The following is a 25,804-nucleotide window of genomic DNA, read 5'->3' on the forward strand; positions in this document are numbered from 1 at the left end:
AATGACCATGGCAAGAGATCAGTTCCCCGACTTCGGCCTGACGCAGGCACAGCGCCGCGAGGCCGTGAGAGGGCATTACTATGAATATCCCGGCATGGACGGCGAGCGCGGCGAGATCTGGTGCTATTCGAACCGGTTCTCCTACCATCCCGGCGACGAAGTGACTCTATTCATCAGTTCGACGGCTCCGTTCTGCGATATCGAGATCGTGCGTGACGGCGCAAGCGAAGAGCATGCGCTGTCGCTTTGCGGCATCCCCACCTTCTGGCAGGAGACGCCGGACCAGTGCTCCGTCGAGGGCTGCGGCTGGAAGCCGAGCCACCGTTTCCGCATCCCGTCCGACTGGGCGTCCGGCGCCTACAAGCTGACGCTGACCGCCGAGAGGCGCGACGGACAGCCGATCGAGAGCCACCACCTCTTCATCCTGTGTCCTGCGGTCGGCGTAAGGCCGTGCCGCATCCTGCAGGTCGCCGCGACCGGCACCTGGACGGCTTACAATACCTGGGGCGGCTCGAACCACTACCAGGGGATCACCGGGGCGAACCGGGACCAGTATGCGACGCGCGTCAGCACGCAGCGCCCGTGGTGCCGCGGCTTCGTGGTGCTGCCGAAGGATGCGCCGCGCGTGCCGGTCGAGGTCGGCCTGCCGCCGGGAACCGTGCCGCGTTATCCGCACATGGAATGGGCCTATGCGACGGGCCATTCGAAGAAATACGCGTCCTCCGGCTGGGCGAGCTATGACAGCCATTTCTTCCGCTGGGCGGAGAGCGCCGGCTACGGCATCGATCTCGCCAGCCAGCACGAACTGCAGTTCCATCCGGAACTGCTGGACGGCTATGACTGCGTCGTCTTCGTCGGCCACGACGAATACTGGACCTGGGAAATGCGCGACACCGTCGATCACTTCATCGAGCGTGGCGGCTTTGCCGCGCGCTTCGCCGGCAACTTCATGTGGCAGACGCGGCTGGAAGACGATGGGCGCGCCCAGGTCTGCTACAAGTACCGGGCCCGCGCCGAAGACCCCGTCTACCAGACCGGCGACCTGACGCGCGCCACCAACAGCTGGGAAGCGCCGGAAATCGGTCGCCCGGGAGCCATGACCTTCGGTCTCAATTCCACCAATGGCGTCTATGCCGGCTGGGGCGGATGTTCGCCGCGCGGCGCGCGCGGTTTTCCGATCTGCCGCCCGGAACACTGGGCCTTTGCCGGCACCGGCCTGTTCTATGGCGACCTGCTCGGCGCCGAAAGCCACATCTACGGCTACGAGGTCGATGGGCTGGACTACGAGATCCGCTACGGCCGGCCCTATCCGACCGCCGCCAGCGGCGCGCCGGCAGGCCTCGAGATCCTGGCGCTCGGCATGGCAAGCTCGGTCGAGGAAAACGACGTGCTGGCGCCCGAAGACCGCTTCTTCGGCGACGAGGACGGCCGGTTCATCGCCGAGACGCTCTACGGCGAGGCGAGCGACGAAAACCTCGAAAAGGTCCGCTACAGCAACGGCATGATCGTCAGCTTCCGCAAGGGTGAAGGCGAGGTCTTCCACGCCGGCACCTGCGAATGGGTGACCGGGCTGCTGCGTTCCGACGCCATGGTCGAGAAGGTGACGCACAATGTGCTCAGCCGCGCCCTTGGCTCCTCCAACTGACCACGTGGACATCATGAAATCGAAGAAAGTCATCATCACCTGCGCCGTTACCGGCTCGGTCCACACGCCGTCCATGTCGCCGCACCTGCCCTACAGGCCGGAAGACATTGCAGCGCAATCGATCGAAGCCGCCGAGGCCGGCGCCTCGATCCTGCATCTGCACGCCCGGGATCCCGAAAACGGACGACCGACCGCCGATCCGGCCGTCTTCATGCGCTTCCTGCCGGTGATCAAGCAGGCCTGCGATGCTGTCATCAACATCTCGACCGGCGGCTCGTCGCTGATGACGCTCGACGACCGGCTGGAAGCGGCCATCGCGGCCGAGCCGGAAATGTGCTCGCTCAACATGGGATCGATGAATTTCGGCCTTTACCCGGCGCTCGACCGGCCGCGCGAATGGCAGCACGAATGGGAACCGCAACTGCTCGAAGCGACCCGCAGCACGCTGTTCAAGAACACCTTCGCCGACATCGAGGCGATCCTGAAGCGGCTGGGCGAAGGCTGCGGCACGCGCTTCGAGTTCGAGTGCTATGACGTCGGCCACCTCTATACGCTCGCCCATTTCCGCGACCGCGGGCTGGTCTCCGGGCCATTGTTCATCCAGTTCGTCTTCGGCGTTCTCGGCGGCATCGGCGCCGACCCGGAAAACCTCGTCCACATGAAGCGCATTGCCGACAAGCTGTTCGGCGAAGACTATCGCTTCTCGGTGCTCGCCGCCGGCCGCCACCAGATGCCGATGATCACCATGGCCGCGACCATGGGCGGCAGCGTTCGCGTCGGCCTGGAAGACAGCCTTTACGACGGCAAGGAACTTGCTAGGTCCAATGCGGCGCAGGTCAAGCGGATCCGCTCGATTCTCGAAGGCCTGTCGCTCGACGTGGCGACACCGGACGAGGCGCGTGCCATGCTCGGCCTCAAGGGCGGCGACCGCGTGGCGTTCTAGGAGGCCGCCTCGGGTGAAGCCTATGCGGCCCGCGATTTTGCCGGTGGCGAAGGCGGCGCCGGCCAGCTCTTGCAGATGATACGAGGTGAAGGGCCCGAAGCCCTCGCCCGCGAAGGGAAGTCGACCGAATGAAAGTCTTCTACGCTGAAGAACAGAAACACCACGATCCGAAATTCTTCCTGTCGAGCGGCGGCCGCCAGCCCAATCCGGAGCAGCCGGAACGGGTCGAGAGGCTGCTCGAGGGCGCCCGCGCCGCGGGCCTCACCGTGGCCCGGCCGATCGATCATGGCCTTGGGCCGATCTCGGCCATCCACACGCCGGAATATCTCGACTTCCTGAAGCGCATCTACCAGCGCTGGCAGCACATCGAGGGTGCCTCCGAGGAGGTGATACCGAACATCCATCCGATCGCCCGCACGGGAACCTATCCGGCCTCGGCGGTCGGCCAGGCGGGCTATCACATGGCCGACACCTCCTGCCCGATCTCGGCAGGGACCTGGGACAGCGCCTGCTGGAGCGCCTGGAGCGCGGTCTCGGCCGCGGACGCGGTGATGGCGGGCGAGAGCGCCTCCTACGCGCTCTGCCGCCCGCCGGGCCATCATGCCTTCCGCGACGTCGCCGGCGGCTTCTGCTTCTTCAACAATTCGGCGATCGCCGCGCAGCGGCTTCGCCGCTTCGCCGAACGCGTGGCGATCATCGACGTCGACCTGCATCACGGCAACGGCACGCAAGGCGTGTTCTACGAGCGGGCCGACGTGCTGACGGTGTCGATCCATGCCGATCCGGTGCGCTTCTATCCGTTCTTCTGGGGCCATGCCGACGAACGTGGCGAAGGCCTCGGTCTCGGCTACAATTTCAACCTGCCGCTGGCCCGCAAGTCGAACGACGCGGCCTATCTGGAAGCCCTGTCCGCAGCGCTCCGCCGGGTCGAGGCCTTCAGCCCGGATGCGGTCGTCATCGCGCTCGGGCTCGACGCCTTCGAAAAGGATCCTTTCGGCGGGCTTTCGGTGTCGACACCGGGCTTTGCGCTGATCGGCGAGGCCATCGCCAGGCTCGGCCGGCCGGCGGTCATTGTCCAGGAGGGCGGTTATCTCTGCGACGAGCTCGGCGATAACCTGACGTCCTTTCTCAACGGCTATGGATCAAAGGCGCGCTGACCGGTCGCGGCGGAGGCATCGCCGCCCCGGCGCCATCCCGGGCGAAAGGAGGCCTCGCCCGCCCCGTGGAGTCGCCTCAGGGATAGGTGCGCGTCTCGATCGGTCGGGCAGCGATCGCCTGGCGCAGTTCGGCGACGAGAATACTCTCCGCCCGGCCGCGGCGCGCCGAACGGTCATGGACGAGATGAACGTCGACCATCGGCACCGCCTCGTAGGGCGGCAGCCGCCAGAGCCTGCCGGCGCGCACGTCGTCCTCGACGACATGGATCGGCAGGGGACCGAAACCGAAGCCGGCGATGATGAGCCGCTTGACCTCCTCCAGATGCGAGGAGGTGCCGATCGTCGCACCCTCGAAACCCTCCTGCTGGCGCAGCAGGGCGACGGGCCAAAGCGCGCCGGACATCTGGTCGGTCTTGAACGACACATAGGGCTCGTTGCGCAGGTCGGAAAGCGCGATGCCGGCCTTGCCGAACAGCGGGTGGCGGACACCGCAGAAGTAGCCGAAGCCCTCGCGATAGAGGACTTCGTATTCGAGCTTGGGATGACGCTCTTCCATCAGGCAGACGCCGAAGCAGGCGTCGCGATTGGCGACCGCCGCTGCGGCCTCCCGGCTGGACGCGACCGTCATCGACATCGTCACCTGCGGAAAGGCGCGATGGAAGGCGGCGAGCACCTCGTCGAAGAAGGGGCAGACCACATGGCTTGCGAGCGCGATATCGATATGACCGGTCACGTCGCCCGGCTGTTCCTCCATGTGCTGCGGCAGGCCGGAGACGATGTCGAACAGGGCGACGCACTCGCTGAACAGGCGCTGGCCGGCCGGCGTCACGGCAAAATGGGAGGCATTGCGCTCGATGAGCCGGCAATCCATGTGGATTTCCAGGCGCCTGAGCGCATTGCTGATGGTCGGCTGCTTCAGCGAGAGCTTTTCCCCCGCAGCCGTCAGCCCCTTTTCCTGCACGATCACCATGAAGGTTCGCAGCAGGTTCCAGTCCAATTCCCAAACGAAACGTCGTCGCGGACCCACCATCGCCAGATCATTCCCAAAGTGAATGCATGTGGCTGTAGCTATTACACGATTTGATTTATCGTCAAAGCCGAAGCCTGGGCCGGACGAACAAGCGGAGGATGAACAAGCAATGGCAATCCTGACCTATCAAGGGGTGGTCTACCCCGCTCAATGCGATGCGATGGGCCACATGAACGTGCAGTTCTATATCGCCGCCTTCGACCAGTCCCTGTGGCATCTGATGGCCGCGGCGGGCTATTCGGCGTCTTGGATCAAGGAGCGTCGCGAAGGCTGGGCCGATCGTCGCTACGAGATCGATTTTCGCCAGGAGCTCCCGGTCGGCAGCCTGTTCGAGATCCACAGCTCGGTCGTCAAGGTCGGCCGCACCTCGCTCTCCACCCATCACCGCCTGACCAACAAGGCCGACGGCGAGCTTTGCGCCGAGCTTCTCGCCGTATCGGTCTATTTCGACCTGGCAGGCCGCCAGTCCCTGCCCCTGCCGCAGGTCATCGTCGACGGCGCCACCGGTCTCGTTGATTGACGCCGAGTTCCTGTGGGTGACGCGAGCTTTGAAACCCGCTGCCGTCGGCCGCGAAGCTAGCGCTGGTGCGCCCGGATCACGGCCAGGAAGGCATCGCCATAGCGCTCCAGCTTCGACTGCCCGACGCCGGAGATCGAGAGCAGCGCATCCTGGCTCGTCGGTCGTTCGGTGGCGAAGGCGACCAGTGTGGTGTCGGGAAAGACTACATAGGGCGGAACCGAGAGTTCTTTGGCGATCGCCATGCGCGCCGAGCGCAGGGCCTCGAACAGCTCCATGTCGGAACCTTCCAGAGCCGTCCTTGCATTGGCCGAGCTCGACGAGGCGCCTCTCGAGGCCTTGCCCGTCGTCGGGCGATCCTTGCGGAAACGCACCTCGCGTTCACGCTTGAAGACGGCGCGCGCCGCGGGTTCCAGTTTCAGTGCGCCGAAGGCGGAATGATCGACGCTGACGAGGCCGGCCGCGAGCAGCTGGCGGTAAACCGATTGCCAGGTTTTCGACGGCATGTCCTTGCCGGCGCCGAAGACCGGCATGTCGACATGGCGGAAGCGGGCGGTCTTCTCGTTTTCGGTGCCGATGAGCACGTCGATCAGGTGGCCGGTGCCGAAGCGCTCGCCAGTGCGGTAGATGGCCGCGAGCGCCTTGATCGCCGCATCCGTGCCGTCCCAGGTCTCAACGGGTTTCAGGCAGGTATCGCAATTGCCGCAATGGCCGGGATGCGCCTCGCCGAAATGGGCGAGGATCGCTTGCCGCCGGCAGCCGGGGGTTTCGCAGATGGCGAGCAGCGCGTTGAGCTTGGCCCGTTCGACGCGCTTGATATCGTCGCCCGAGGAACCCTCGTCGATCATCCGGCCCCGCTGGATGACATCGGCCATGCCATAGGCCATCCAGACATCCGAAGGCAGGCCGTCGCGGCCGGCGCGGCCGGTCTCCTGATAATAGGCCTCGACCGAGCCCGGCAGGTCGAGATGGGCGACATAGCGCACGTTCGGCTTGTCAATGCCCATGCCGAAGGCGACAGTGGCGACCAGGCACAGGTCCTCTTCCTTGAGGAAGGCATCCTGGTTGGCGTCGCGCACGGCGCGGTCCATGCCGGCGTGATAGGCGAGCGCCCGCACCCCTTGGGTGTTCAGCCATTCGGCCGTGTCCTCGACCTTGGCGCGCGACAAGCAGTAGACGATGCCGCTCGACCCCTTGTGGCGCGACAGGAAGCGCAGCAGCTGCTGGCGCGGCTGGTCGCGCTCGACGATCTCATAGGCGATGTTCGGACGGTCGAAGGAGGTAGTGAAGACCTCGGCGGAGCGGAGGCCGAGCTTGTCGATAATGTCTTCGCGGGTGTGCGGATCGGCGGTTGCCGTCAGCGCCAGACGCGGCACGCCCGGATAAAGCTCGGCAAGCTGACCGAGCTCGCGATATTCCGGGCGAAAATCATGGCCCCACTGGGAGACGCAATGCGCCTCGTCGATGGCAAAGAGCGCTATCCGGGCATCTGCGATCAACTCCCGGAATCCCGGCGTGACGATGCGCTCCGGCGTGACGTAAAGAAGATCGAGAGCGCCGTTGCCGATCGCCCGGCGGACCTCGACGAATTCTTCGCGGGTCAGCGAGGAATTGAGCGCCGCGGCCCGCACGCCGAGCTGTTTCAGCGCTTCGACCTGATCGCGCATGAGCGCAATCAGCGGCGACACGACGATCCCGACACCCTCGCGGCACAGGGCCGGGATCTGGAAACAAAGCGACTTGCCGGCTCCTGTGGGAAACAGCACCACCGCATCGCCACCCGAAACGACCTGCTCGACGACGGCAGCCTGCTTGCCGCGGAAAGCCGGGTAGCCATAGACCTTTCTCAGCACCGCGAGCGGATCTTTCCTCTCGTTGATGTCGAACAGGGCATCGGTGGTGCGGTCGGTCTGCGGCACGGAATCACTCTCAATTTCAGCGCCGCACTATGGCACGGATCGACTTGCCACCGCGAGGGCCGGCCGGACAAGTCCACGGTGATGGGCAAGGAAAAGGCCCCAGAGCCGACTACGGTGCGCCCGCCGGAGGGCCGATCAACCGGCAGGACAGACCTCAGAGATCGAGCGCGTCCTTGAGGCTCATCTCGTCCTTGACCTGAAGGTCCAGGTCGGCCTCGATATGGTCGATGTGGTGCAGCATCAGGTCCCTCGCCCGCTTCTCGTCGGCCTTTTCGAGCGCGTCGAGCAGGGCCGCATGCTCGCTATGGCCGCAGCTGGAGACGCCCGATCGGCCATAGAGCGCGATGACCAGCGAGGAGCGGGCGACCAGCTCCTCCATGAACCGCTGCAGGATGGCGTTGCCCGCGACCGAGGCCAGCATCAGGTGGAAGTCGCCCGACGCCTTGATCTCGGCGCGCCGCATGGCCGGGCCACGCTCGTTCATGAAGCGGCCCTCTTCTTCGAGTTGCTGACGAAACGCGGCGATGTCTTCCGGGGTGATCCGCCCGATGGCCGCGGAGATGAGGCCGGGCTCGATCAGCCGGCGCGAGGCGAAGACCTGGCGCGCCTCGTCCGGCGACGGATGGGAAACGAAGGCACCGCGATTGCGCTCGGTGCGCACCAGACCTTCGAAGGCCAGCATCTGGAGGGCGGCGCGGGCGACGGTGCGGCTGACATCGAACAGAGAGCCGACCTCGCTCTCCGACAGCTTGGTGCCGGGAGATAGACGGCGGTCGACAATGGCGTTGCGCAAGGCGTCCCTGATCACAAGGGTACGATCCTCCTGCGCGGACTCCTTCAGGATGATTTTGTCGTTGATGTTCATTGCCCGATCCGATCTTCGGTCTTGTACGCGTTCGCGGTCGAGATGCCAAGCCTTCTGTTTCTTATCGGCCGGCAAATTGCATACAATCATGCGGCTATATCGCGCGCAATCGCATTCTTTTTATGCAGCGCGTGGCGGAAATTGATGCATGCCATGTTTGCCGTCCGTTCATTTCCCGCCTCGGATGGGCACAAAGGGCGCCAGAATCGAACTGGCACGATCCCTGCTTTGATGTGGAAGCAGGAGAAACTCCATGAGCAAAGCAGCAACAATCGAGATCGCAGGCGTCTCCAAGGTCTATGGCACGATGACCGCGGTCCATGCGATCAGCCTGAAAATACCGGCCGGCACCTATTGCTGCCTGCTCGGTCCGTCGGGGTGCGGCAAGACTTCGACGCTTCGAATGATCGCCGGTCACGAGAGCATCTCCTCCGGCGACGTGCTTCTCGGCGACACGGTCGTCACCGACCTTCCGCCCGCCCGGCGCGGCACTGCTATGATGTTTCAGTCCTATGCCCTGTTCCCGCATCTGGACCTGGTCGACAACGTCGCCTTCAGCCTGAAGATGAAGGGGGTCGAAAAGGAGGAGCGGCGTACCAAGGCGATGGAGATGCTCCGGCTGATGCAGCTCGAGGGCTATGCCAGCCGTCGGCCCGCGCAGCTGTCCGGCGGCCAGCAGCAGCGTGTTGCGCTCGCCCGCGCGCTGATCACCGATCCGGAGGCGCTGCTGCTCGACGAACCACTTTCGGCGCTCGACCCATTCCTGAAAATCCGTATGCGCGCCGAGCTGAAGAAGCTGCAGACGACGCTCGGCATCACCTTCGTACACGTGACGCACAGCCAGGAAGAGGCGATGGCGCTGGCCGACCTGATCGTCGTCATGAATGATGGCCGGATCGAGCAGGCCGCGCCGCCGCGCGTCGTTTTCGAGCGGCCGGCGACCGCTTTCGTCGCCAGGTTCATGGGCGACCACAATGTCGTGTCCGGCCGCGCCGTCGAGAGCACGCTCGACACCGTCACGCTGGAGGTGGCCGGCGGCGGCCGCTTCACCGCCAAAGGTACGCCGGTCGAGGCCGGGGAGCCGGTCGATATCGCCGTGCGCACCGACTACGTGCGCCTCGGCGCAGGCGAAACCGAAGGCCTCGGCTTCAACGGCATCGTCTCGAATGTCGAGTATCGCGGCTCGTCCGTGAAGCTCTCCGTGACGGGCGCCGGCATCGAGGACTTCACCGCCATTCTCAGCGACGCCGATTTCTTCGCCAACCCGGTGAAGGTCGGCGATGCCGTTCCGCTCTCGTGGAGAGCAGATGATGCGATCGTTCTCGGCCGCATCCCGCATTGAACCAACCTCAAACAAGAGCACCAGAGGAGAACAGCAATGACCGATGCCAACAAGAAGACCAGCGGCGTCACGCGCCGTACGCTTTTGAAGACCGCTTCCGCCGCAGCCGGTCTTGCCGCCGGCTCCGGGGCCATCACCGGTTTCCCGACGATCTGGGCGCAGAACCCGATCACGCTTCGCCAATTCGGCACCGGCGTCTCGAACCTCAATGCCATCGCCGAGAAGTGCAAGGCGGACCTCGGCATCACGCTGGAGATGACCGCAACCGATTCGGACGCTGCCGCCCAGCGCGCCGTGACCCAGCCCAACTCCTACGACATTGCCGACATCGAATACTGGATCCTGAAGAAGGTCTTCCCGGCCGGCGTCATCCAGCCGATGGACGTCACCAAGCTGAAATTTTACGACAAGATCGTGCCGCTGTTCAAAACCGGCAAGCTGACGCCCGACAGCGTGATCGCCCAGGGCACCGCGCCGCACACCGTCGGCTTCGTCGAAAAGCCGGGCGACAAGACCTTCGCCAAGGAAGAAACCCAGTGGTTCACCATGGTTCCGACCATCTACAATGCCGACACGCTCGGCATTCGTCCGGACCTGGTCGGCCGTGAGATCACCTCCTGGGCCGACATCATGGACCCGGCCTTCAAGGGCAAGACCTCGATCCTCAACATCCCGTCGATCGGCATCATGGATGCCGCGATGATCTGCGAGGCCATGGGCATCATCAAATATGCCGACAAGGGCAACATGACCCAGGCCGAGATCGACACCACGATCGACTTCCTGATCAAGGCCAAGCAGGACGGCCAGTTCCGCGCCTTCTGGAAGAGCTTCGACGAATCCGTCAACCTGATGGCCTCCGGCGAAGTGGTCATCCAGTCGATGTGGTCGCCGGCCGTTGCCGCCGTTCGCTCCAAGGGCATCGCCTGCAAGTACCAGCCACTCAAGGAAGGTTACCGTTCGTGGGGCGGCGGTCTCGGCCTTGCCTCGCATCTGTCGGGCGCCCAGCTCGATGCGGCCTATGAATACATCAACTGGTACACGTCCGGCTGGGTCGGCGCCTATCTCAACCGCCAGGGCTATTATTCCGCCGCGATGGAGACCGCCAAGGAACACATGTCCGCAGACGAATGGGGCTACTGGATCGAAGGCAAGGCGGCCCAGGGCGACATCGTCGCTCCGGACGGCAAGGTCATGGAAAAGGCGGGCGCGGTGCGCGACGGCGGTTCCTTCGAGGAACGCATGGGCAAGGTCGCCTGCTGGAACTCGGTGATGGACGAAGACCGCTACATGGTCCGCCGCTGGAACGAATTCATTGCGGCTTGATTTCCCACCCTCCCCCTCAAGGGGGAGGTGCTTGCTCCTTCTCCCCGCGCACGGGGAGAAGGTCCGGCAGGGGGATGAGGGGCCATTTCGACAATTGACGGGTAAAGGAAACAGCTCATGGTGACAGTGCGATTCCTGGGCATCGGCGCGCCGAGGCCGAAACGCGTCATCCGGCTGCCGGCTTGGCTGGTCTCCTATGTCCAGGCGGCGCCTCTGGCGATCATTCTCGGCGCCTTCCTGCTTCTGCCGATCCTGATGATCTCGGTCGTCAGCTTCTGGGACTATGACTTCGCCCAGATGTATCCCGACTTCGTGACCTTCAACTATACCGAAACGCTCGGCTCCTGGGTCACCTGGAAGACCTATCTCAACACGCTGAAATTCGCCTTCGTCGTCTGGGCGATCACCCTCTTCGTCGGCTTCTGGGTCGCCTATTTCCTCGCCTTCCACATTCGCACCTCGGCCATGCAGATGGTGCTGTTCCTCGTCTGCACGGTGCCGTTCCTCACCTCGAACATCATCCGCATGATCTCGTGGATCCCGGTGCTCGGCCGCAACGGGCTGGTCAACACCGCGCTGGTCGATGCCGGCATCGTGTCGCAGCCGATCGAATGGCTGCTCTATTCCGATTTCGCCGTGGTCCTGGCCATGGTCCATCTCTACACGCTGTTCATGGTGACGCCGATCTTCAACACGCTGATGCGCATCGACAAATCGCTCGTCGAAGCGGCGCGCGACGCCGGCGCCTCGAGCTTTCAGATCCTCACCAACGTCATCCTGCCGCTCGCCAAGCCCGGCATGGCGATCGGCACGATCTTCGTGGTCACGCTGGTGATGGCGGACTTCTCGACCGTGCAGGTCATGTCCGGCGGCCAGAGCGCCTCGGTCGCGCTGATGATGAAGAACCAGATGTCGCTGCTGCAATACCCCGCCGCCGCCGCCAATGCCGTGGTGCTGTTGGTGCTCGTTCTCCTGATGGTCGCGGGCATCCTGCGCATCGTCGACATTCGCAAGGAGCTGTAACCATGCATGCCGACAAGCGCGGGCGCGAATTCTACATCCTCGCCGCCTTCTTCGCTCTCTTCGTCGTCTTCCTCTACGGACCGCTCTCGGCCATCGTCATCCTCTCCTTCCAGGGACCGAATGGCGGGCTCACCTTCCCGCTCAACGGCGTGTCGCTGCGCTGGTTCGCCAACCTGTTCGAAACCCAGGCCGTCGGCGATTTCGGCGGCAGTTTCCGCCGCTCGGCGATGCTCGGCCTGATGGTGATGGTCGTCACCGTCGTCGTCTCGCTTCTGGCGGGCCTTGCCTTCCGCAGGCGGTTTGCCGGATCGACGGCGCTCTTCTATCTGGCCGTGGCCAGTCTCGTCGTGCCGTCCATCATCATTTCGCTCGGCATCGGCGTGGTGTTCCAGCAGCTCGGTCTTCAGCCCGCCTGGTACACGTCGGGTTTCGGTGCCCACCTGACCTGGACCCTGCCCTTCGGCGTGCTGATCATGTTCGCCGTCTTCAACCGCTTCTCCCCGGCCTATGAGGAGGCTGCACGCGATCTCGGGGCGACCTCCTGGCAGACCTTTGCCCATGTCGTCCTGCCGATGATCGCGCCCAGCCTGATCGGGGTGGGCCTGTTCGGCTTCACGCTGTCCTACGACGAATTTGCCCGGACGCTGATGACGGCCGGCACCTTCAATACGCTTCCGCTGGAAATCTACGGCATGACCACCAATGTGACGACGCCGGTGCTCTACGCGCTCGGCACCGTCACCACTGTGTTCTCGCTGGTCGTCATCGGCGCCACGCTCGGCCTGATCGTCACGATGAACCGTCGGCGGATGCGTGGCTGATGCGCATCCTCGTCGTCAATCCGAACACGACTGCCAGTATGACGGCGACGATCGCCGATGCCGCCAGGCGCATCGCAGGTCCGGCAACGGAGATCGTCGCCGTCACCTCCTCGATGGGTCCGGCCTCGATCGAGGGCTATTACGACGAAGCCTTTGCCGTACCCGGCCTGCTGCTTGAAATCGCTAGGGGCGAAAGCGCCGGCGCAGACGCGGCCGTCATCGCCTGCTTCGACGATACGGGCCTCGATTCTGCCCGGGCCATGGCCGACATCCCGGTCATCGGCATTTGCGAGGCGGCGCTCGCCGCCACCGCCTTCATCGCCCAGCGCTTCACGATCGTCACGACCATGGAGCGCTCGCGTCTGCCGATCGAGCATCTGGTCCAGCGCTACGGCATGGCCGGCCGCTGCAATGTGCGCGCCGCCGACGTGCCCGTCCTGTCACTCGAGGATCCGCAGTCGAATGCGAGGGACCGGCTGCGCAACGAGATCGCGGCAGCGCTGCGGGACGACAGGGCGGAGGCCATCGTGCTCGGCTGCGCCGGAATGGCAGACCTGACGCTGGATCTCAGGCGCGAATTCGGCGTACCGGTCGTCGACGGCGTGGCCGCCGCGGTCAAGCATGCCGAGACCCTTGTCGCGCTGGGCTTGTCCACTGCCAAGCGCGGCGCCTATGCTGCGCCGATCGCCAAACGCTACACTGGCCTGCTCGACATCTTCGAACCCCGAACCCATTCGTTGCCATGACGTCTCCACCGATCATTCGAACCCTGTCGCCCGAAGAGATTGAACGGCTCATCGACTGGGCACGGATCGAGGGGTGGAATCCGGGGCTGGCGGATGCCGAGCCCTTCCGCGCGGCTGATCCCTCCGGTTTTATCGGTTGTTTCGTCGGGCCCGAGATGGTGTCCGGCATCTCGGCCGTACGGTACGGTTCCGCGTTCGGATTTATCGGCCTCTACATCTGTCATCCGGCCCATCGAGGAAAAGGGTTCGGCCGCCTGGTCTGGGATGCTGGCATGGCCCACCTCGAAGGCCGGACGATCGGACTGGACGGGGTGCCGCAACAGCAGGAGAACTACCGCTCGATGGGTTTCGTCCCGGCGTACCAGACATCACGCTGGAGCGGCCGGCTGGATGTCGTGGCGGGAAACCGCGGCACCGTCCACGTCCCCCAGGATCTGCTCGACGACCTCCTGGCCTTCGACGCCCGCCATTTTCCCGCCGAGCGTTCGTCATTCCTCAGAGAATGGCTCCGGTCCCCGAGGTCTGCCCACGCCGTCATCCGCGACGGCGCGATACGCGGCTATGCCGTGATGCGGCGATGCCATGACGGCTTCAAGATCGGCCCGCTCTTCGCCGGGACGTTCGACGAGGCGGAAACCCTGCTGGACGCCTGCGCCGAAGAGGCGGGCGGAGCCGTACTGCATCTCGACATTCCCGATGAACAGGGCGGTTTCGCCGAATATCTGCGCGAGCGGGGTTTCAGCCGGGGGTTCACAACGGCGCGGATGTACCGCGGCCCCGCGCCACGGGTGCACACGGCAGGTATCTTCGCGATAACCACGCTTGAACTGGGTTAGCGGCGGATCTGCGGCTGCGCGGGTTTTCTCTGGCCGGCTCTTCCGGGCAGTTGTCCTGCCGTTCGGACGCCAAAACGAAAAAGCCTGCCGCGGGAGGAGGTGCGGCAGGCTTTTCGAAAAGAACCGAACAGCGACTGGGAGGAGGAGTGTCGCTGCTCTGACAAACGGCCCTTGGGAGGAGGAGCGGGCCATCTGAAACACGAAGCTTTGCGGGAGGAGGTGCATCGCTTCGTTGAAAACGACTATATCCGATTCATGCGCATTTTATAGGCATTTTGTTGCAGTGCAGCTATGCGCGCAACACATAGCCGGAATCATGGTTTTGGAATCAACACGGGCTTTCTCTACCACCCGGATGACAAGTGTCTCGCGCAAGCGCCGCCTCCGTGATCGACGATCAACTCGCCAATCTGCGGGGAGAGAAGATCTCCGGCTCCAGACCGAGACCGACGAGTCGCTCGGGTGGATGACCGTCGAGGAACAGGCCCGCGGCCCATTCGGACAGCGCCGGCGAGGTGAGGATTCCGCTGCCGCCCTGGCCGGCCAGCCAGAAGAAGTCCGGGTCCCTGCGGTCGAAACCGACGACCTGCAGCTTGTCGGCCGTGAAGGAGCGCAGCCCCGCCCATTTGTGCGAAATGGTCTTCACCGGAAGCGTCGTCGATTGTTCGAGGAAGTGCGCGGCATAGGCGACGTCGATGTCCTCCGGCTGGGCGTCGCAAGGATCGCTCGGGGTCGCATCGGCCGGCGATACCATCAGCTTGCCTGCTTCCGGCTTGAAGTAGAAATCCTCGTCGACCTCGTTGACGCCCGGCATGGGCGCCAAGTCGTAGTCCGCCGGCACGTCGACGGTGATCGCGGTCCGCCGATGCGGCACGATGCCGAGCGGCGCCAGCCCGGCGAGCACCGCCAGCCGATCCGCCCAGGCCCCGGCCGCGTTGACGATGCGGCGCGCGAGGATCGGGCCCTGCGGCGTCTGCAGCCGATAGATCCCGCCGTCCCGCTCGACGGCAGAAACCGGCGAGCCGGTGCGGATGTCGGCACCGTTGCGGCGCGCGCCGCGGAAATAGCCCTGGAGAATGCTCTCCACCTCCATGTCCCAGCAGGCGGGATCGTAGAAGGCGCCCGCCATGTAGTCGGGCCGGAGGAAGGGCACCATGGCGATCGCCTCCTCGACGGAGACCGGTCGCGATTGCGCCGAAGTGGCGATGACTTCCCGGAAGGCGGCATCCAGCTTCGGCAGTCGGTCCTCGCTGGCGATCACCAGATTGCCGCGAGGGATCAACAGCGGCACATCGGCGAAGCCCTCAGGCGGATTGGCCAGGAGGTCATAGGACGCGTCGGCAAGCAGGCCGGTCGTCTCGTTCTGGAACTGCCGCGAGAACTCCGCGGCCGAGCGGCCGGTCGAATGATAGCCCACCTGCGCTTCCGCCTCGAGCAGCACGAGCGAACGATGCCCGGCCACCCGATAGGCGAAAGATGCACCGGCGATGCCGCCTCCCACGACGGCAACGTCGAAAATCTCCATGTCGTTTCCTCCGGCGCTGTTGATCAGCGCGCCACGTCCCTGTCGAGCGGAAAGATCGGCCGCGGGATCTTCTTGTAGGGCAGTCGGGCATAGTCGAGCGTGCAGAGCGCCCCGCTGTCACAGACCACGACCTTGCTGGCGATCGGCTCGAAGGCGGCGCGGAAATGCTGCATCGACTTGAGGCCGACCACGCGCTTCTTTGCCGGATCAATGCCGAAGGCGCGGAACTGCTGCAGGTCGAGCATCTGCAGCGGCACGCTGGTCACCAGCACCTCGATTCCGTCGACGACCAGCACTGCGCTGGTGCCAAAGCTCTGTTCCAGGCCGCCGACCATCGGGCCGTCGCCGACAAAATGACCGTCGCTGACGAGGCGAATGGTGCCGGTCACCGTCAGCGGTTCGCCGCCGAAGCGCGGATCGGTCTTGCCGCCGATGGCGATCGTCACCGTGGCGCCCTCGCCCTTGGCGGCAAGTTCCGCTGCAGCCTCAGGGTCGACCATCGGGCCGAAGGCAGCGTCATCGACGCCGGCTTCGAGCATGGCCTTCAGCAGGTTGGTGGAATCGCCGTAAGAGCCGCCGCCCGGATTGTCGGCATAGTCGGCGATGATCAGCGGGCCGTTCGACTTCGGATAGGTGCGCGCCATGTCGGCGACCGTTTCGACCGGGTGGAAGGTGTTCATCACCTCGTTGCGCTTTTCCCAAATGTCAGCGGCGAGCGTTTCGGCAAAGGCCTGGTGGCGGGCCGGATCGCCGTCATAGGTGACGAGCACGGTCGGGCCGACTTCCGGAATGTCGGCTTCCGGGAAGGCGCCGTTGATGCTGACGGCGAGCGCGCCCGGTTCGTTCTTTTCGTAGGCACGGGCCTTGGCGATGCGCTCGACCATGGCGCCGACGTCCGTACGGCCGCCGTTTGCCTCTTCCAGCATGGGCAGCTGGATACGCAGCGTCTTCGGGGCGATCTCGCCCTTCATGGTGCGGTTGAGCAGCGTGCCGGCATGATAGGCCGTTTCGCGCAGGTCGATGTGGGGGTAGGTCTTGTAGGAGACGAGGATCTGCGCCAGCGCGCACATGCGTTTTGTCACGTTGGCATGCAGATCAAGGGTCACCGCGATCGGCAGATCGGGACCTACGACGGCGCGCAGGCGCTCCAGCAGTTCGCCCTCGCCGTCGTCCGTGTGTTCCGCCACCATGGCGCCGTGCAGGCAGAGCAGGATACCGTCAAACTTTTCCGCCTTGGCGGCTTCGACAATCTTGCCGGTCAGGTATTCATAGGCCTCGACGGTTACCGGGCCCGACGGCTCTGTCCAGGCGCTGACCGAATGGCGCATGTCCCAGCCGAATTCCTTCTGGCACACCAGCGCGCCGGCAAGGCCGGTGTTCGACTGGCTGCGTTTGGCGATCGCTTCGTCGGCGAACATAAGGGTCTCGCGCTGGAACTCCGGAATGCCGGTCTTGCGAATGCTGAACGTATTGGATTCGTGCATGAATTCGGCAGTCAAAACTTTAAACGGCATTCTCGGTCTCCAGTATGATGGGCGCCATACCCTTGACGTGGCAGGCCACGGCATGGGTTCCGGACAGGGATTTCAGGTGAGGCAATTGGCTGCGGCAGCGATCCTCGACGAGGGGACAGCGGCTGGCGAAGGCGCAGCCCCTGGGTTCGTCATAGCCGCTCGGAATCTCGCCGCGGATGCGGGGAATGTCGCGGCGATTGTGCGGATCGGGTACGAAGGCGCTGTCGAGCAGGGCCACCGTATAGGGATGGGTGGGCGTCGCTCCCCGCGGCAGGACCTCGACGATACGCCCGAGATACATGACGAGGATGCGGTCGCAGAAATACTGGACCAGCGCCAAGTCGTGCGAGATGAACATGTAAGTGAGGTCGAGGCGGTCGCGCAGATCCTGCAGCAGGTTGATGACCTGCGCCTGGATCGAGACGTCGAGCGAGGCGGTCGGTTCGTCGAGCACCACCAGGGAGGGATTGAGCGCCAGCGCCCGAGCGATGCCGACGCGCTGTTTCTGCCCGCCGGACAGCTGGTGCTGGTAGCTGTCGGCGAGATGGGCCGGCAGCGAGACCATGGCGAGCAGTTCGGCCACTTTCGCGCCGCGCTCGGCCCGGCTCATGGCGATGCCCTGGACATCGAAGGGTTCGAGCAAAGCGTCGCGGATCGACTGCCGCGGATCGATCGAGGAATAGGGATCCTGGAACACCATCTGGAAGCGGCGGCGCAACCGGGCAAGCGTGCGGCCCTTCAGCGGACGGATGTCCTGGCCATCGAACAGGATTTCACCGGCACTCGGCTCGATCAGGCGGGAGACGAGACGGGCGAGCGTGGACTTTCCGCAGCCGGACTCGCCGACGACGCCGAGGATTTCGCCGCGCGCAAGATCGAAGGACACGTCGGTGATGGCACGGAAGCGGCGTTTCTTGGCAAACAGGCCGCCGCCACTGGAAAAGACGCGCGAGAGCGAGCGGATGGAAAGAAGCGGCGTCATGCGCTTTCTCCTTCGGCGAGGAAACAGGCAACCGAGCGGCCGGCCTCAATCACACTCGGCGGGCTTGCGCTGTGGCAGACCTCGATCGCCAGTGGACAGCGCGGATTGAAGCGGCAGCCGGCCGGCATGGCGCTTGCAGGCGGTACCATGCCGGGGATGCCGGCGAGACTGCGCGGCGCCATACCGGGCTGCGGGATGCAGCCGATCAGCGCGCGGGTGTAGGGATGGCGGGGCGCATCGAAGATGGCGTTGACCTGGCCGTATTCGACGACCTTGCCGCAATACATGACCGCCACCTCGTCGCAGGTCTGGGCGACGACGCCCATATCATGGGTGATGAGGATGAGGCCCAGACCCTTTTCCCGGACCAGCTCCGAGAGCAGCGCGATGATCTGCGCCTGGACGGTGACGTCCAGCGCCGTGGTCGGCTCGTCGGCGATCAGCAGATCCGGATCGCCGGCCAGCGCCATGGCGATGACGATGCGCTGGCGAAGCCCGCCGGACAGCTGGTGCGGGAAGAGGTCATAGGTCATTTCCGGCGAAGGAATGCGCATGCGCGCCATCAGGCCGATGGTCTTTTCCTTGGCCGCCTTGCGGTCGAGCTTCAGATGCAGTTCGGCGACCTGGTCGATCTGGCGGCCGACGCGCATCACCGGATCGAGCGATGTCATCGGGTTCTGGGTGATGAGGGCGATCCGCCCGCCGCGCAGGTTGCGGTAGTCCCTTTCGCTGATCGTCGTCAGGTCCGTCCCGTCGAACATGACGCGGCCGGAGGTGATGCGCCCGCCCATCAGCGGCAGGAGCCCCATGACGCTCATGGCGGTCATCGACTTGCCCGAGCCGGATTCGCCGACCAGACCGAGGATGCGGCCGCGATCGACAGCGATATCGACGCCGGCGAGCGGTTCGAGCGGGCCGAAGCCGATATGCAGCTGCTCGACTTTGAGGAGGGGCGCCATCAGCTTCTCATCCTCGCCTTGACGTCGAGGGACTTGAGCACTCCCTGACCGAACAGATTGATGAAGATCACCGAAGCGGCGACGAAAATGCCCGGCCACAGGATGACCCAGGGCGCGTTGAAGAGCTGGGCCGAGCCCGTGCTCATCATGCCGCCCCAGCTCGGCACCGGCGGCTGGGCGCCCATGCCGAAGAAGCCGAGCGTCGCCTCGAGCAGGATAGCGTTGCCGGTCGACAGCATGGCGACGACGACGACGGGGGCGATCGCATTGGGCAAGAGCCGGCGCATCATGATGTGCAGCGGGCCGGCGCCCATGCTGCGGCTCGCCTCGACGAAGGTCTGGCGCTTCAGCGTGATGATCTGGGTGCGGGTCAGGCGGGTGAACTGGGCGAGATAGGCGATCGCGATGGCAAGCACCGTGCTGCCAGATCCAGGGCCCAGGATCGCGACGATCAGCAGCGCCAGCAGGATTTCCGGGAAACACCAGGTGAGGTCGACGGCCGACATCATCAGGCGGTCGAAGCGGCCGCCGAGATAGCCGCAGACGGAGCCGATCAGGATGCCGCCGAGCAGCGACAGGGTGATCGACACGACGGAAACGCTGAGCGAGGTGCGTGCGCCGTAGATCACGCGGGAGAGAATGTCGCGGCCGAATTCGTCCGTGCCGAACCAGTGCAGGGCGGAGGGCGCCTGGTTGGCGATCGACAGGTTCTGCGCGTCATAGGCATAGGGCGACAGCCAGGGGGCGCCGATCGCGGCGATGGCGAGGGCCGCAAGCGCGACGCCGGAGAGGGCAGCGCCGGGCGTGGGGGCGAGTGCCGCGAGGCGCGACAGGAAGGAGGCCTGACGGGTGTGCGAGGTCATGCCGCGGCTTCCTCCCGCTGGCGCGGGTCCATGGCGGCCTGCAGCAGATCTCCGAGCAGCGTGCCGAGCATGACGGCCATGGCGAGGAACAGCAGACAGCCCTGGATCAGGGGATAGTCGCGCTGGCCGAGCGCGCGGATCAGCAGCGAGCCGAGACCGGGCCGGGCGAAGACATATTCGACCGTCACCGAGCCGCCGACGATCAGGCCGATGCGCAGGCTGAGGATGGTGACGACCGGGATCAGCGCATGGCGCAGCACATGGGCGATCTGGATGCGGAAACGCGACAGGCCCTTGGCATGCAGCAGCATGACGAAATCCTCGCGCGAAGTCTCGATCATGGCGACACGCGTCACCTGGGCGACGAGCGCCATGCCGCCGAGGCCGACGGTCAGGACCGGAAGGATGAGAGAGGTCCAGTGACGCGCGCCGGAGACCGGGACCCAGCCGAGCTGGACGGCAAACAGCATGATCATCAGCAGGCCGAGCCAGAAGGTCGGCACGGTGGAGCCAAGCAGTGACAATCCCATCAGCGAATGGTCGACGAAACGGTCGCGATAGGTGGCGGCGAGCGCGCCGGCGACAATGCCGAATACGGCGGAGAACGCGAGCGCCCAGGTTCCGAGCGCGAGGCTCGGAGCCAGGTTGGCGAGGATGAGGTCGGCCACGGGGCGGCGCATGACGATCGCCGTCCCGAGGTCACCCTGGGCGACATTGCCGAGCCAGGTGAGATATTGCTCGACAATGCTCCGGTCCAGCCCGTAGCGGGCGATGATCGCCGCCCGCTGGTCGGGTGAGGAGCCGGTCCTGATCAGATTGTCCACCGGATCGCCCGGCACGAGATGGACGATCAGGAAGACCACGCCGGAGACGACGAAGAAGACCGGTATCATCGCAAGAAGGCGCCTGAGCGCATAACCCATCATATCCGTCGTCCCCGAACCATCATTCCTTTACGTCGATGTCGAGGACGGTCTGTGCGGAGAACTGCGGGCCGTTGATCTTGGCCGGCACGCTCAGCCGCTCCTTGTTGAAGACGACCGTCTGGACCGGTTCGTAGATCGGCGCGAAGGGAACCTGGCTCAGCACATATTCATGATAGGTGATGAAGTTGGCGACGCGCTCTTCCGGGGTCTTCGACGCCGTCAGGGCCTTGACGCGCAGCTCCTCGGCCTTTGGGTCCTTCCACATCGAAACGTTCGGATAGCCCAGACGCTCGCCGGAGAAGAACCAGTCGAGAATGTCGGCATTGTTCCAGCCATAACTGCGCACCGCGAGCTGCTGGGTGCCCTTCTTGTATTCGGCGCGGATCGAGCTCGTGTCGAAGACGGTGATTTCGGCGTTGATGCCGACGGCCTTCAACTGTGCCTGGATGACTTCGGAAAGGCGCTTGAACTCGGTGTCGCTCTGGGTCCAGAGCGTGACCGTCAGCGGCTTGCCGTCCTTCGAACGACTGCCGTCGGGACCGGCCTTCCAGCCGGCTTCCTCGAGCAGGGCCTTGGCCTGTTCGGGATCGTAGGAGATGTCGAACTTCGGGTCGACCTTGGATTCCGGCAGCGAGGCGATCAGGAAGTTGTGGGCTGCAAGTCCCCTGCCGCCGAACAGCTTGTCGAGGATCTCCTGCTGGTTGACGGCAAGCGCGGTGGCCTTGCGGACCTTGAGGTCGGTGAAGGGCTCGACCGTCGTGTTGATCGGCATGTAGAAGGTGCCGAAGCCGGGCATGCTCTGCACGGTGGCATTTTCGAGCGTCGCATATTGCGGCAGGATGTCGCTTGGAACGTCGAGTACGGCGTCGACGCCGCCGGTCTTCAGCTCGAGGAAGCTGGTCGAGGAATCGGCGATTTCGCGCAGCGTCAGGCGGTCGATCTTGGCCGGACCCTTGTTTTCCGACGCGGCGCTGCCCCAGGTGTAGTCCTCGTTGCGCACGAGCACGGATTCGACACCGGTGGTGAAGCTTTCGAGCTTGTAGGGGCCGGTGCCGACGGCAACCGTCACGCCGTAATTGGTGCCCTCGGCATCAAAGGCCTTGGGGCTCGGAACGCCCATGAAGGCGCTCGACAGGTTGTAGAGCAGGTTGGCGTCCGGGTGCTTCATGATGAAACGCACGGTCAGGTCGTCGACCACTTCCACCTTGTCGATGCCGCCGACGAGATACTCGTTCTCGGTGCCGGCGAATTTCGGGATCCACCATTCGATGGTCTTGGCGTTGAAGGGCTCGCCGTCGTGGAACTTGACGCCTTCCTTGAGGTGGAAGGTCCAGCTCATGCCGTCGGGCGAGGTTTCCCAGCTGGACGCCAGGTGCGGATAATAGCCCTGGTCGGCGCCCTGGACGACGAGCCGGTCGTAGATCAGCGCATCGGCGAGCGTCATCAGCGTGCCGCGGATCGGATCGTGGTTGGCCGCGCCGGCTTCCGACGACGGCAGCACGAAGACGGCCTCCGCCGCTAGCAGCGCCGATGCCGGCATGGTGCCGGCGCAGGCGAGTGTCAGCGCGATCATCGCACCTTTGAATTCCCACTTCATCTTGGTCATCGTCTGCGTTCCCCTTTTTTAGCTTTGCATGACGGGAGGAGGTTTAGGCCTTGTCAGTCTTCCGGGGTGCCTCCGGCATAGCCCGTAAAGGTCTTGTAACAATTGAACATCTGGCCGAGCCGGTTCTCGACCTCGGCGCCCAGCTGGCTGAAGACGCCGTTGATGGCGAGCTGCACGAGCGAGACCAGGGGGCTCAGAGAATCCCAGAACTGGTTCAGCGCCGTCGGCACGGCGAAGACCTCGCTGGAGACGGAAGTCGCCCAATCGCAGTAGGTGTCGGTGATAATGGTGACCGGAATGCCCCTGGCATGGGCCGCCTCGGCCAGAAGCTTGCTCTGGCGCGAATAGCGGCGGGTATCGATCACCACCAGCATGATGCCGGTCGGGTCGGTGAGCAGCACGTCGACGAAATTGCCGGCGGCGACGTCGACGACATGGACCTCGTCGCGCAGATACTGGAGCTGGTGGGCGAGCACGGATGCGACGCCGCGCTCGGTCTGGAAGCCGGCGCAGTAAACCTTGCGTGCGGTGCTGAGGCGCGTGATGAAACGGTCGAATTCCGGCGTCTGGGCCAGTTCATAGACCCGCACCAGCGCGCCGATTTCCATCTCGAGGCCGGCGGCCAGCTGGTCGTTTCCCGAACGGGCGCGGGCGGCAAAATCCTTCAGCCGGTCGCCGACCAGCCAGGGGCTGTCGCCGAAGTCGTCCTTCAGGTCAACCTTCAGTTCCTTGAAATGATTGTAGCCCAGCGAGCGGCAGAAGCGTCCGACCGTCATTTCGCCGACGCCGACCTTGGCCGCAATGCTGGCGGCCGTCTCGAAGGGAAGTTCGCTTAGGTTCGACAACATATAGGTGGCGATCGCCCGGCCGGCGGCCGTCGAATTTTCCATGCTGTCGAGCAAGCGTTCCTTGACCGTCGCCATTCCGTTCCCACATCAAAAATGTTATTTTTATATCTCGCTGCGCCTACGGTATATTTAAATACCATCGCGTCAAGGGTGCTTACGAAAAAGTTGCGGCAGACAATCCGGACAGCGGAACCGCGCTTGCATCGACATGGCGACCGCGCGCCCTTCACGGGGGATGCGCGCCGACAGAGGGTCCCGGGATGTCTTGAAATCATGATCGGCGGCGGCGGCGGGGCCGAGCTCGCACGGCCGGTGGCGAAAGCGAGGCGCAAGTGGGCATAGCACCACAAGGTTTCGATTAGCCGGCTATCAAAGAATAAATTTACAGAATCTACGATGCTCCACCGTCGCGGCGGTGGAGCACAAAACCATTCAGCTGGGAATGCCGGTGGCAACTTATCAGGCTGAGGTCGTCCGGGTGCTGAACATCGGACCGCCGCGCCAGCGCGGGAAACCGTAGCCGTGGATTTCCACGAGGTCGATGTCGGCTGCCTTTTCGGCGATGCCCTCCGCCAAAATGGCTTCGCCTTCGCGGGCCATGGCGCCGACCAGACGATCGGCGATCGCCTCGGCATCCAGTGCCGGGCCGGGTTGGATCAGAGCGCCGAGAAGGCGGGTGACCTCCTCCGAGGGAAGCGGCCGGCGATCGCCGGGCTTGTAGTCATACCAGCCGCCACCGGTCTTCTGGCCCTTGCGTCCGGCCCGCACCAGAATGTCGCCGAGCGTTTCCGGCACATCCTGGCCCGCCGCGCGCGCGCCCTCGCGCTGCAGAAAGGCGATGTCGAGCCCTCCGAGGTCCTGCGCTTCGAAAGGACCCATGGCGAAGCCGTAGCCGCGCATGGCCGCATCGATGGCGACAATCGCCACGCCTTGGCCGACCAGCGCTTCCGCCTCGGCGCGATAGCGCTTGAGGATGCGGTTGCCGATGAAGCCTTCGCAGATGCCGGCGCGCACCGGCACCTTGCCAAGCATTCGCCCGAGCGCAAAACCCGTGGCGAGCGTCTGGTCGGCGGTCTGCGGCGTCGGCACGATCTCCAGGAGCTTCATGACATTGGCCGGGCTGAAGAAATGCAGGCCGATGAACCGGGCCGGATTGGGCAGGCGCTCGGCGATCGCGCGCGGATCGAGATAGGAGGTGTTGGTCGCCAGCACCGCATCGGGACGGCAGACACGGCCGAGTTGCTCGAACACCTGTCGCTTGACGGAAAGCTCCTCGAACACGGCCTCGATCACGAGGTCAGTATCGGCAAGGGCTGCATAGTCCGTCGAACCCGTCACGCCGGCAAGCCGCGTTTCGGCGGCCGCTTCGGTGAGGCGCCCGCGCTTGACGGCGCCGGCGAAGATGTCTCTCAGATTGGCAATGCCGCGCTCGACGGCCGCATCGTCCCGCTCGATCAGGATGACCGGCAGGCCTGCATCGCGCAGAGCCGCGGCAATGCCCGCGCCCATGGTGCCGCCGCCGATCACCGCGGCATTCCGAAGCGGCAGAGCCTGAACGCCGGACAGGGCCGCCGGCCGCGGGGCTGCCCGCTCGGCGAAGAAGACGTGGCGCAGCGCCGCCGCCTGTTCGGAGCCCCGCAGTTCCAGGAAGGTGGCGCGCTCGAACTGCATCGCGGCGGCAAAATCGGCCTCGCTTGCCCTGCGCAGGCAGGCAAGAGCCCTGAGGGGCGCAACCTCGCCCCTGGCGCGCTTGGCGATGGCGGCTGCGGTCTCGGTCCAGAAGGCTTCCGGCACTTCTGATAAGGGGCGCTGCGAAAGCGGTTGGGGCAGCGGATGGGAAAGCGCGTCGCGCGCAAAGCCGATGGCGGCGGCGCGCAGGTCGCCCTCGACGATCCTGTCGATGAGGCCGAGCTCCAGCGCCCGCGGCCCGCGCACAGGCTTGCCCGTGGTCACCAGATCGACGGCCGTCTCGACGCCGACGAGCCGCAGCGTGCGCACCGTTCCGCCGGCGCCCGGAACGAGCCCGAGTGTCACTTCCGGGAGGCCGACCGAGGCATCCGCCGTCGCAAGCCGGAAGAGGCAACCGACGGCGATTTCGAAGCCGCCCCCGAGGGCAGAGCCATGGATCGCCGCGATCCAGGGCTTGGCCGCGAGCTCGATGGCCGAGACGACGTCGGGCAGATGCGGCGGCTGCGGCGGCTTGTCGAATTCGCTGACGTCGGCGCCGGCGATGAAGGTGCGCCCGGTGCAGACCAGCGCCACGGCCGAGACCTCGGGATCGCCGTCCAGCGCGCTCGCCGCATCGACGAGACCCTGGCGCACGGCCTGGCTCAAAGCGTTGACGGGCGGGTTGTCGATCGTGACGACGGCGATGTTACCCTCACGGGCGATGGTGACGACGGACATGAATG

22 protein-coding genes are annotated in these 25,804 nt (G+C 64.9%); 10 read left to right on the forward strand and 12 right to left on the reverse strand.

What is annotated here, in order from left to right; genetic code table 11:
* The first annotated feature begins 1 nt into the window (after nucleotide 1).
* The 3 genes from AC07Y0_RS19255 (at nucleotide 2) to AC07Y0_RS19265 (ending at nucleotide 3,745) form a co-directional block, all read left to right on the forward strand.
* The gene (locus AC07Y0_RS19255; RefSeq protein WP_498679294.1) at nucleotides 2–1,645 is read left to right on the forward strand and encodes a N,N-dimethylformamidase beta subunit family domain-containing protein; all 1,644 of its coding nucleotides are present in this window, start codon (nucleotides 2–4) and stop codon (nucleotides 1,643–1,645) included.
* Between the two features lie 13 nt (nucleotides 1,646–1,658).
* The gene (gene kce / locus AC07Y0_RS19260; RefSeq protein ID WP_498679295.1) at nucleotides 1,659–2,588 is read left to right on the forward strand and encodes a 3,5-dioxohexanoate:acetyl-CoA acetone transferase; all 930 of its coding nucleotides are present in this window, start codon (nucleotides 1,659–1,661) and stop codon (nucleotides 2,586–2,588) included.
* A gap of 128 nt (nucleotides 2,589–2,716) precedes the next feature.
* Nucleotides 2,717–3,745, forward strand: a complete 1,029-nt coding sequence (locus AC07Y0_RS19265; protein WP_498679296.1) for a histone deacetylase family protein — start codon at nucleotides 2,717–2,719, stop codon at nucleotides 3,743–3,745.
* Nucleotides 3,746–3,821: 76 nt separating this feature from the next.
* Here AC07Y0_RS19265 and AC07Y0_RS19270 read toward each other — a convergent pair whose 3' ends face one another.
* Nucleotides 3,822–4,775, reverse strand: a complete 954-nt coding sequence (locus tag AC07Y0_RS19270; protein ID WP_498679297.1) for a LysR family transcriptional regulator — start codon at nucleotides 4,773–4,775, stop codon at nucleotides 3,822–3,824.
* Between the two features lie 109 nt (nucleotides 4,776–4,884).
* On the opposite strand from AC07Y0_RS19270, the gene AC07Y0_RS19275 reads away from it, so the two are divergent.
* Nucleotides 4,885–5,295 (forward strand): acyl-CoA thioesterase, encoded by a 411-nt coding sequence (locus AC07Y0_RS19275; RefSeq protein ID WP_498679298.1) that lies wholly within the window; start codon nucleotides 4,885–4,887, stop codon nucleotides 5,293–5,295.
* Nucleotides 5,296–5,351: 56 nt separating this feature from the next.
* On the opposite strand, the gene recQ is transcribed toward AC07Y0_RS19275, so the two are convergent.
* Nucleotides 5,352–7,211, reverse strand: a complete 1,860-nt coding sequence (recQ, locus tag AC07Y0_RS19280; RefSeq protein WP_498679299.1) for a DNA helicase RecQ — start codon at nucleotides 7,209–7,211, stop codon at nucleotides 5,352–5,354.
* Between the two features lie 154 nt (nucleotides 7,212–7,365).
* A complete protein-coding gene (locus AC07Y0_RS19285) occupies nucleotides 7,366–8,076 on the reverse strand; it encodes a GntR family transcriptional regulator (RefSeq protein WP_498679300.1) in 711 nt (236 codons plus the stop codon).
* A gap of 253 nt (nucleotides 8,077–8,329) precedes the next feature.
* Between AC07Y0_RS19285 and AC07Y0_RS19290 the strand changes: the two genes are divergently transcribed.
* The 6 genes from AC07Y0_RS19290 (at nucleotide 8,330) to AC07Y0_RS19315 (ending at nucleotide 14,170) form a co-directional block, all read left to right on the forward strand.
* Nucleotides 8,330–9,418: an ABC transporter ATP-binding protein gene (locus tag AC07Y0_RS19290; protein ID WP_498679301.1), complete on the forward strand. Its 1,089-nt coding sequence runs from the start codon at nucleotides 8,330–8,332 to the stop codon at nucleotides 9,416–9,418.
* 36 nt (nucleotides 9,419–9,454) lie between these two features.
* Nucleotides 9,455–10,744 carry an ABC transporter substrate-binding protein gene (locus AC07Y0_RS19295; protein WP_498679302.1) on the forward strand — a complete coding sequence of 430 codons (1,290 nt, stop codon included), beginning with the start codon at nucleotides 9,455–9,457 and terminating at the stop codon, nucleotides 10,742–10,744.
* A gap of 117 nt (nucleotides 10,745–10,861) precedes the next feature.
* A complete protein-coding gene (locus AC07Y0_RS19300; RefSeq protein WP_498679303.1) occupies nucleotides 10,862–11,767 on the forward strand; it encodes an ABC transporter permease in 906 nt (301 codons plus the stop codon).
* Between the two features lie 2 nt (nucleotides 11,768–11,769).
* A complete protein-coding gene (locus tag AC07Y0_RS19305) occupies nucleotides 11,770–12,588 on the forward strand; it encodes an ABC transporter permease (protein ID WP_498679304.1) in 819 nt (272 codons plus the stop codon).
* The gene (locus tag AC07Y0_RS19310; protein ID WP_498679305.1) at nucleotides 12,588–13,334 is read left to right on the forward strand and encodes an aspartate/glutamate racemase family protein; all 747 of its coding nucleotides are present in this window, start codon (nucleotides 12,588–12,590) and stop codon (nucleotides 13,332–13,334) included. The genes AC07Y0_RS19305 and AC07Y0_RS19310 overlap by 1 nt, the downstream gene beginning before the upstream one ends.
* Complete coding sequence (locus AC07Y0_RS19315; protein WP_498679306.1) at nucleotides 13,331–14,170, forward strand: GNAT family N-acetyltransferase; 840 nt, start codon at nucleotides 13,331–13,333, stop codon at nucleotides 14,168–14,170. Before AC07Y0_RS19310 ends, AC07Y0_RS19315 begins: the two co-directional genes overlap by 4 nt.
* A 397-nt stretch (nucleotides 14,171–14,567) precedes the next feature.
* Here AC07Y0_RS19315 and AC07Y0_RS19320 read toward each other — a convergent pair whose 3' ends face one another.
* From AC07Y0_RS19320 to AC07Y0_RS19360, 9 genes are all read right to left on the reverse strand, one after another.
* Nucleotides 14,568–15,695 carry an NAD(P)/FAD-dependent oxidoreductase gene (locus tag AC07Y0_RS19320; RefSeq protein WP_498679307.1) on the reverse strand — a complete coding sequence of 376 codons (1,128 nt, stop codon included), beginning with the start codon at nucleotides 15,693–15,695 and terminating at the stop codon, nucleotides 14,568–14,570.
* Nucleotides 15,696–15,718: 23 nt separating this feature from the next.
* Nucleotides 15,719–17,209 (reverse strand): M81 family metallopeptidase, encoded by a 1,491-nt coding sequence (locus tag AC07Y0_RS19325; RefSeq protein ID WP_498679308.1) that lies wholly within the window; start codon nucleotides 17,207–17,209, stop codon nucleotides 15,719–15,721.
* A complete protein-coding gene (locus AC07Y0_RS19330) occupies nucleotides 17,199–18,191 on the reverse strand; it encodes an ABC transporter ATP-binding protein (protein WP_498679309.1) in 993 nt (330 codons plus the stop codon). Before AC07Y0_RS19330 ends, AC07Y0_RS19325 begins: the two co-directional genes overlap by 11 nt.
* Nucleotides 18,188–19,150 carry an ABC transporter ATP-binding protein gene (locus AC07Y0_RS19335; protein WP_498679310.1) on the reverse strand — a complete coding sequence of 321 codons (963 nt, stop codon included), beginning with the start codon at nucleotides 19,148–19,150 and terminating at the stop codon, nucleotides 18,188–18,190. Before AC07Y0_RS19335 ends, AC07Y0_RS19330 begins: the two co-directional genes overlap by 4 nt.
* Nucleotides 19,150–20,013: an ABC transporter permease gene (locus AC07Y0_RS19340; protein WP_498679311.1), complete on the reverse strand. Its 864-nt coding sequence runs from the start codon at nucleotides 20,011–20,013 to the stop codon at nucleotides 19,150–19,152. Before AC07Y0_RS19340 ends, AC07Y0_RS19335 begins: the two co-directional genes overlap by 1 nt.
* A complete protein-coding gene (locus tag AC07Y0_RS19345) occupies nucleotides 20,010–20,939 on the reverse strand; it encodes an ABC transporter permease (RefSeq protein WP_498679312.1) in 930 nt (309 codons plus the stop codon). Before AC07Y0_RS19345 ends, AC07Y0_RS19340 begins: the two co-directional genes overlap by 4 nt.
* Nucleotides 20,940–20,958: 19 nt before the next feature.
* Nucleotides 20,959–22,545: an ABC transporter substrate-binding protein gene (locus tag AC07Y0_RS19350; protein ID WP_498679313.1), complete on the reverse strand. Its 1,587-nt coding sequence runs from the start codon at nucleotides 22,543–22,545 to the stop codon at nucleotides 20,959–20,961.
* Between the two features lie 53 nt (nucleotides 22,546–22,598).
* The gene (locus tag AC07Y0_RS19355) at nucleotides 22,599–23,468 is read right to left on the reverse strand and encodes a MurR/RpiR family transcriptional regulator (RefSeq protein ID WP_498679315.1); all 870 of its coding nucleotides are present in this window, start codon (nucleotides 23,466–23,468) and stop codon (nucleotides 22,599–22,601) included.
* Nucleotides 23,469–23,852: 384 nt separating this feature from the next.
* A complete protein-coding gene (locus AC07Y0_RS19360; protein WP_498679316.1) occupies nucleotides 23,853–25,799 on the reverse strand; it encodes a 3-hydroxyacyl-CoA dehydrogenase NAD-binding domain-containing protein in 1,947 nt (648 codons plus the stop codon).
* Between the last annotated feature and the right edge of the window lie 5 nt (nucleotides 25,800–25,804).

It is taken from the genome of Allorhizobium sp. GW101-3B10, assembly GCF_059424725.1.

Bases quoted from the DNA above. Each gene is read 5' to 3' on its own strand.
- AC07Y0_RS19255 (WP_498679294.1), top strand. From the start codon at position 2: ATGACCATGGCAAGAGATCAGTTCCCCGACTTCGGCCTGACGCAGGCA.
- AC07Y0_RS19335 (WP_498679310.1), bottom strand. From the start codon at position 19,150: ATGGCGCCCCTCCTCAAAGTCGAGCAGCTGCATATCGGCTTCGGCCCG.
- AC07Y0_RS19330 (WP_498679309.1), bottom strand. From the start codon at position 18,191: ATGACGCCGCTTCTTTCCATCCGCTCGCTCTCGCGCGTCTTTTCCAGT.
- AC07Y0_RS19300 (WP_498679303.1), top strand. From the start codon at position 10,862: ATGGTGACAGTGCGATTCCTGGGCATCGGCGCGCCGAGGCCGAAACGC.
- AC07Y0_RS19305 (WP_498679304.1), top strand. From the start codon at position 11,770: ATGCATGCCGACAAGCGCGGGCGCGAATTCTACATCCTCGCCGCCTTC.
- AC07Y0_RS19325 (WP_498679308.1), bottom strand. From the start codon at position 17,209: ATGCCGTTTAAAGTTTTGACTGCCGAATTCATGCACGAATCCAATACG.
- AC07Y0_RS19315 (WP_498679306.1), top strand. From the start codon at position 13,331: ATGACGTCTCCACCGATCATTCGAACCCTGTCGCCCGAAGAGATTGAA.
- AC07Y0_RS19345 (WP_498679312.1), bottom strand. From the start codon at position 20,939: ATGATGGGTTATGCGCTCAGGCGCCTTCTTGCGATGATACCGGTCTTC.
- AC07Y0_RS19310 (WP_498679305.1), top strand. From the start codon at position 12,588: ATGCGCATCCTCGTCGTCAATCCGAACACGACTGCCAGTATGACGGCG.
- AC07Y0_RS19350 (WP_498679313.1), bottom strand. From the start codon at position 22,545: ATGACCAAGATGAAGTGGGAATTCAAAGGTGCGATGATCGCGCTGACA.
- AC07Y0_RS19320 (WP_498679307.1), bottom strand. From the start codon at position 15,695: ATGGAGATTTTCGACGTTGCCGTCGTGGGAGGCGGCATCGCCGGTGCA.
- AC07Y0_RS19290 (WP_498679301.1), top strand. From the start codon at position 8,330: ATGAGCAAAGCAGCAACAATCGAGATCGCAGGCGTCTCCAAGGTCTAT.
- AC07Y0_RS19270 (WP_498679297.1), bottom strand. From the start codon at position 4,775: ATGGTGGGTCCGCGACGACGTTTCGTTTGGGAATTGGACTGGAACCTG.
- AC07Y0_RS19275 (WP_498679298.1), top strand. From the start codon at position 4,885: ATGGCAATCCTGACCTATCAAGGGGTGGTCTACCCCGCTCAATGCGAT.
- AC07Y0_RS19295 (WP_498679302.1), top strand. From the start codon at position 9,455: ATGACCGATGCCAACAAGAAGACCAGCGGCGTCACGCGCCGTACGCTT.
- AC07Y0_RS19285 (WP_498679300.1), bottom strand. From the start codon at position 8,076: ATGAACATCAACGACAAAATCATCCTGAAGGAGTCCGCGCAGGAGGAT.
- AC07Y0_RS19265 (WP_498679296.1), top strand. From the start codon at position 2,717: ATGAAAGTCTTCTACGCTGAAGAACAGAAACACCACGATCCGAAATTC.
- AC07Y0_RS19355 (WP_498679315.1), bottom strand. From the start codon at position 23,468: ATGGCGACGGTCAAGGAACGCTTGCTCGACAGCATGGAAAATTCGACG.
- kce (WP_498679295.1), top strand. From the start codon at position 1,659: ATGAAATCGAAGAAAGTCATCATCACCTGCGCCGTTACCGGCTCGGTC.
- AC07Y0_RS19360 (WP_498679316.1), bottom strand. From the start codon at position 25,799: ATGTCCGTCGTCACCATCGCCCGTGAGGGTAACATCGCCGTCGTCACG.
- AC07Y0_RS19340 (WP_498679311.1), bottom strand. From the start codon at position 20,013: ATGACCTCGCACACCCGTCAGGCCTCCTTCCTGTCGCGCCTCGCGGCA.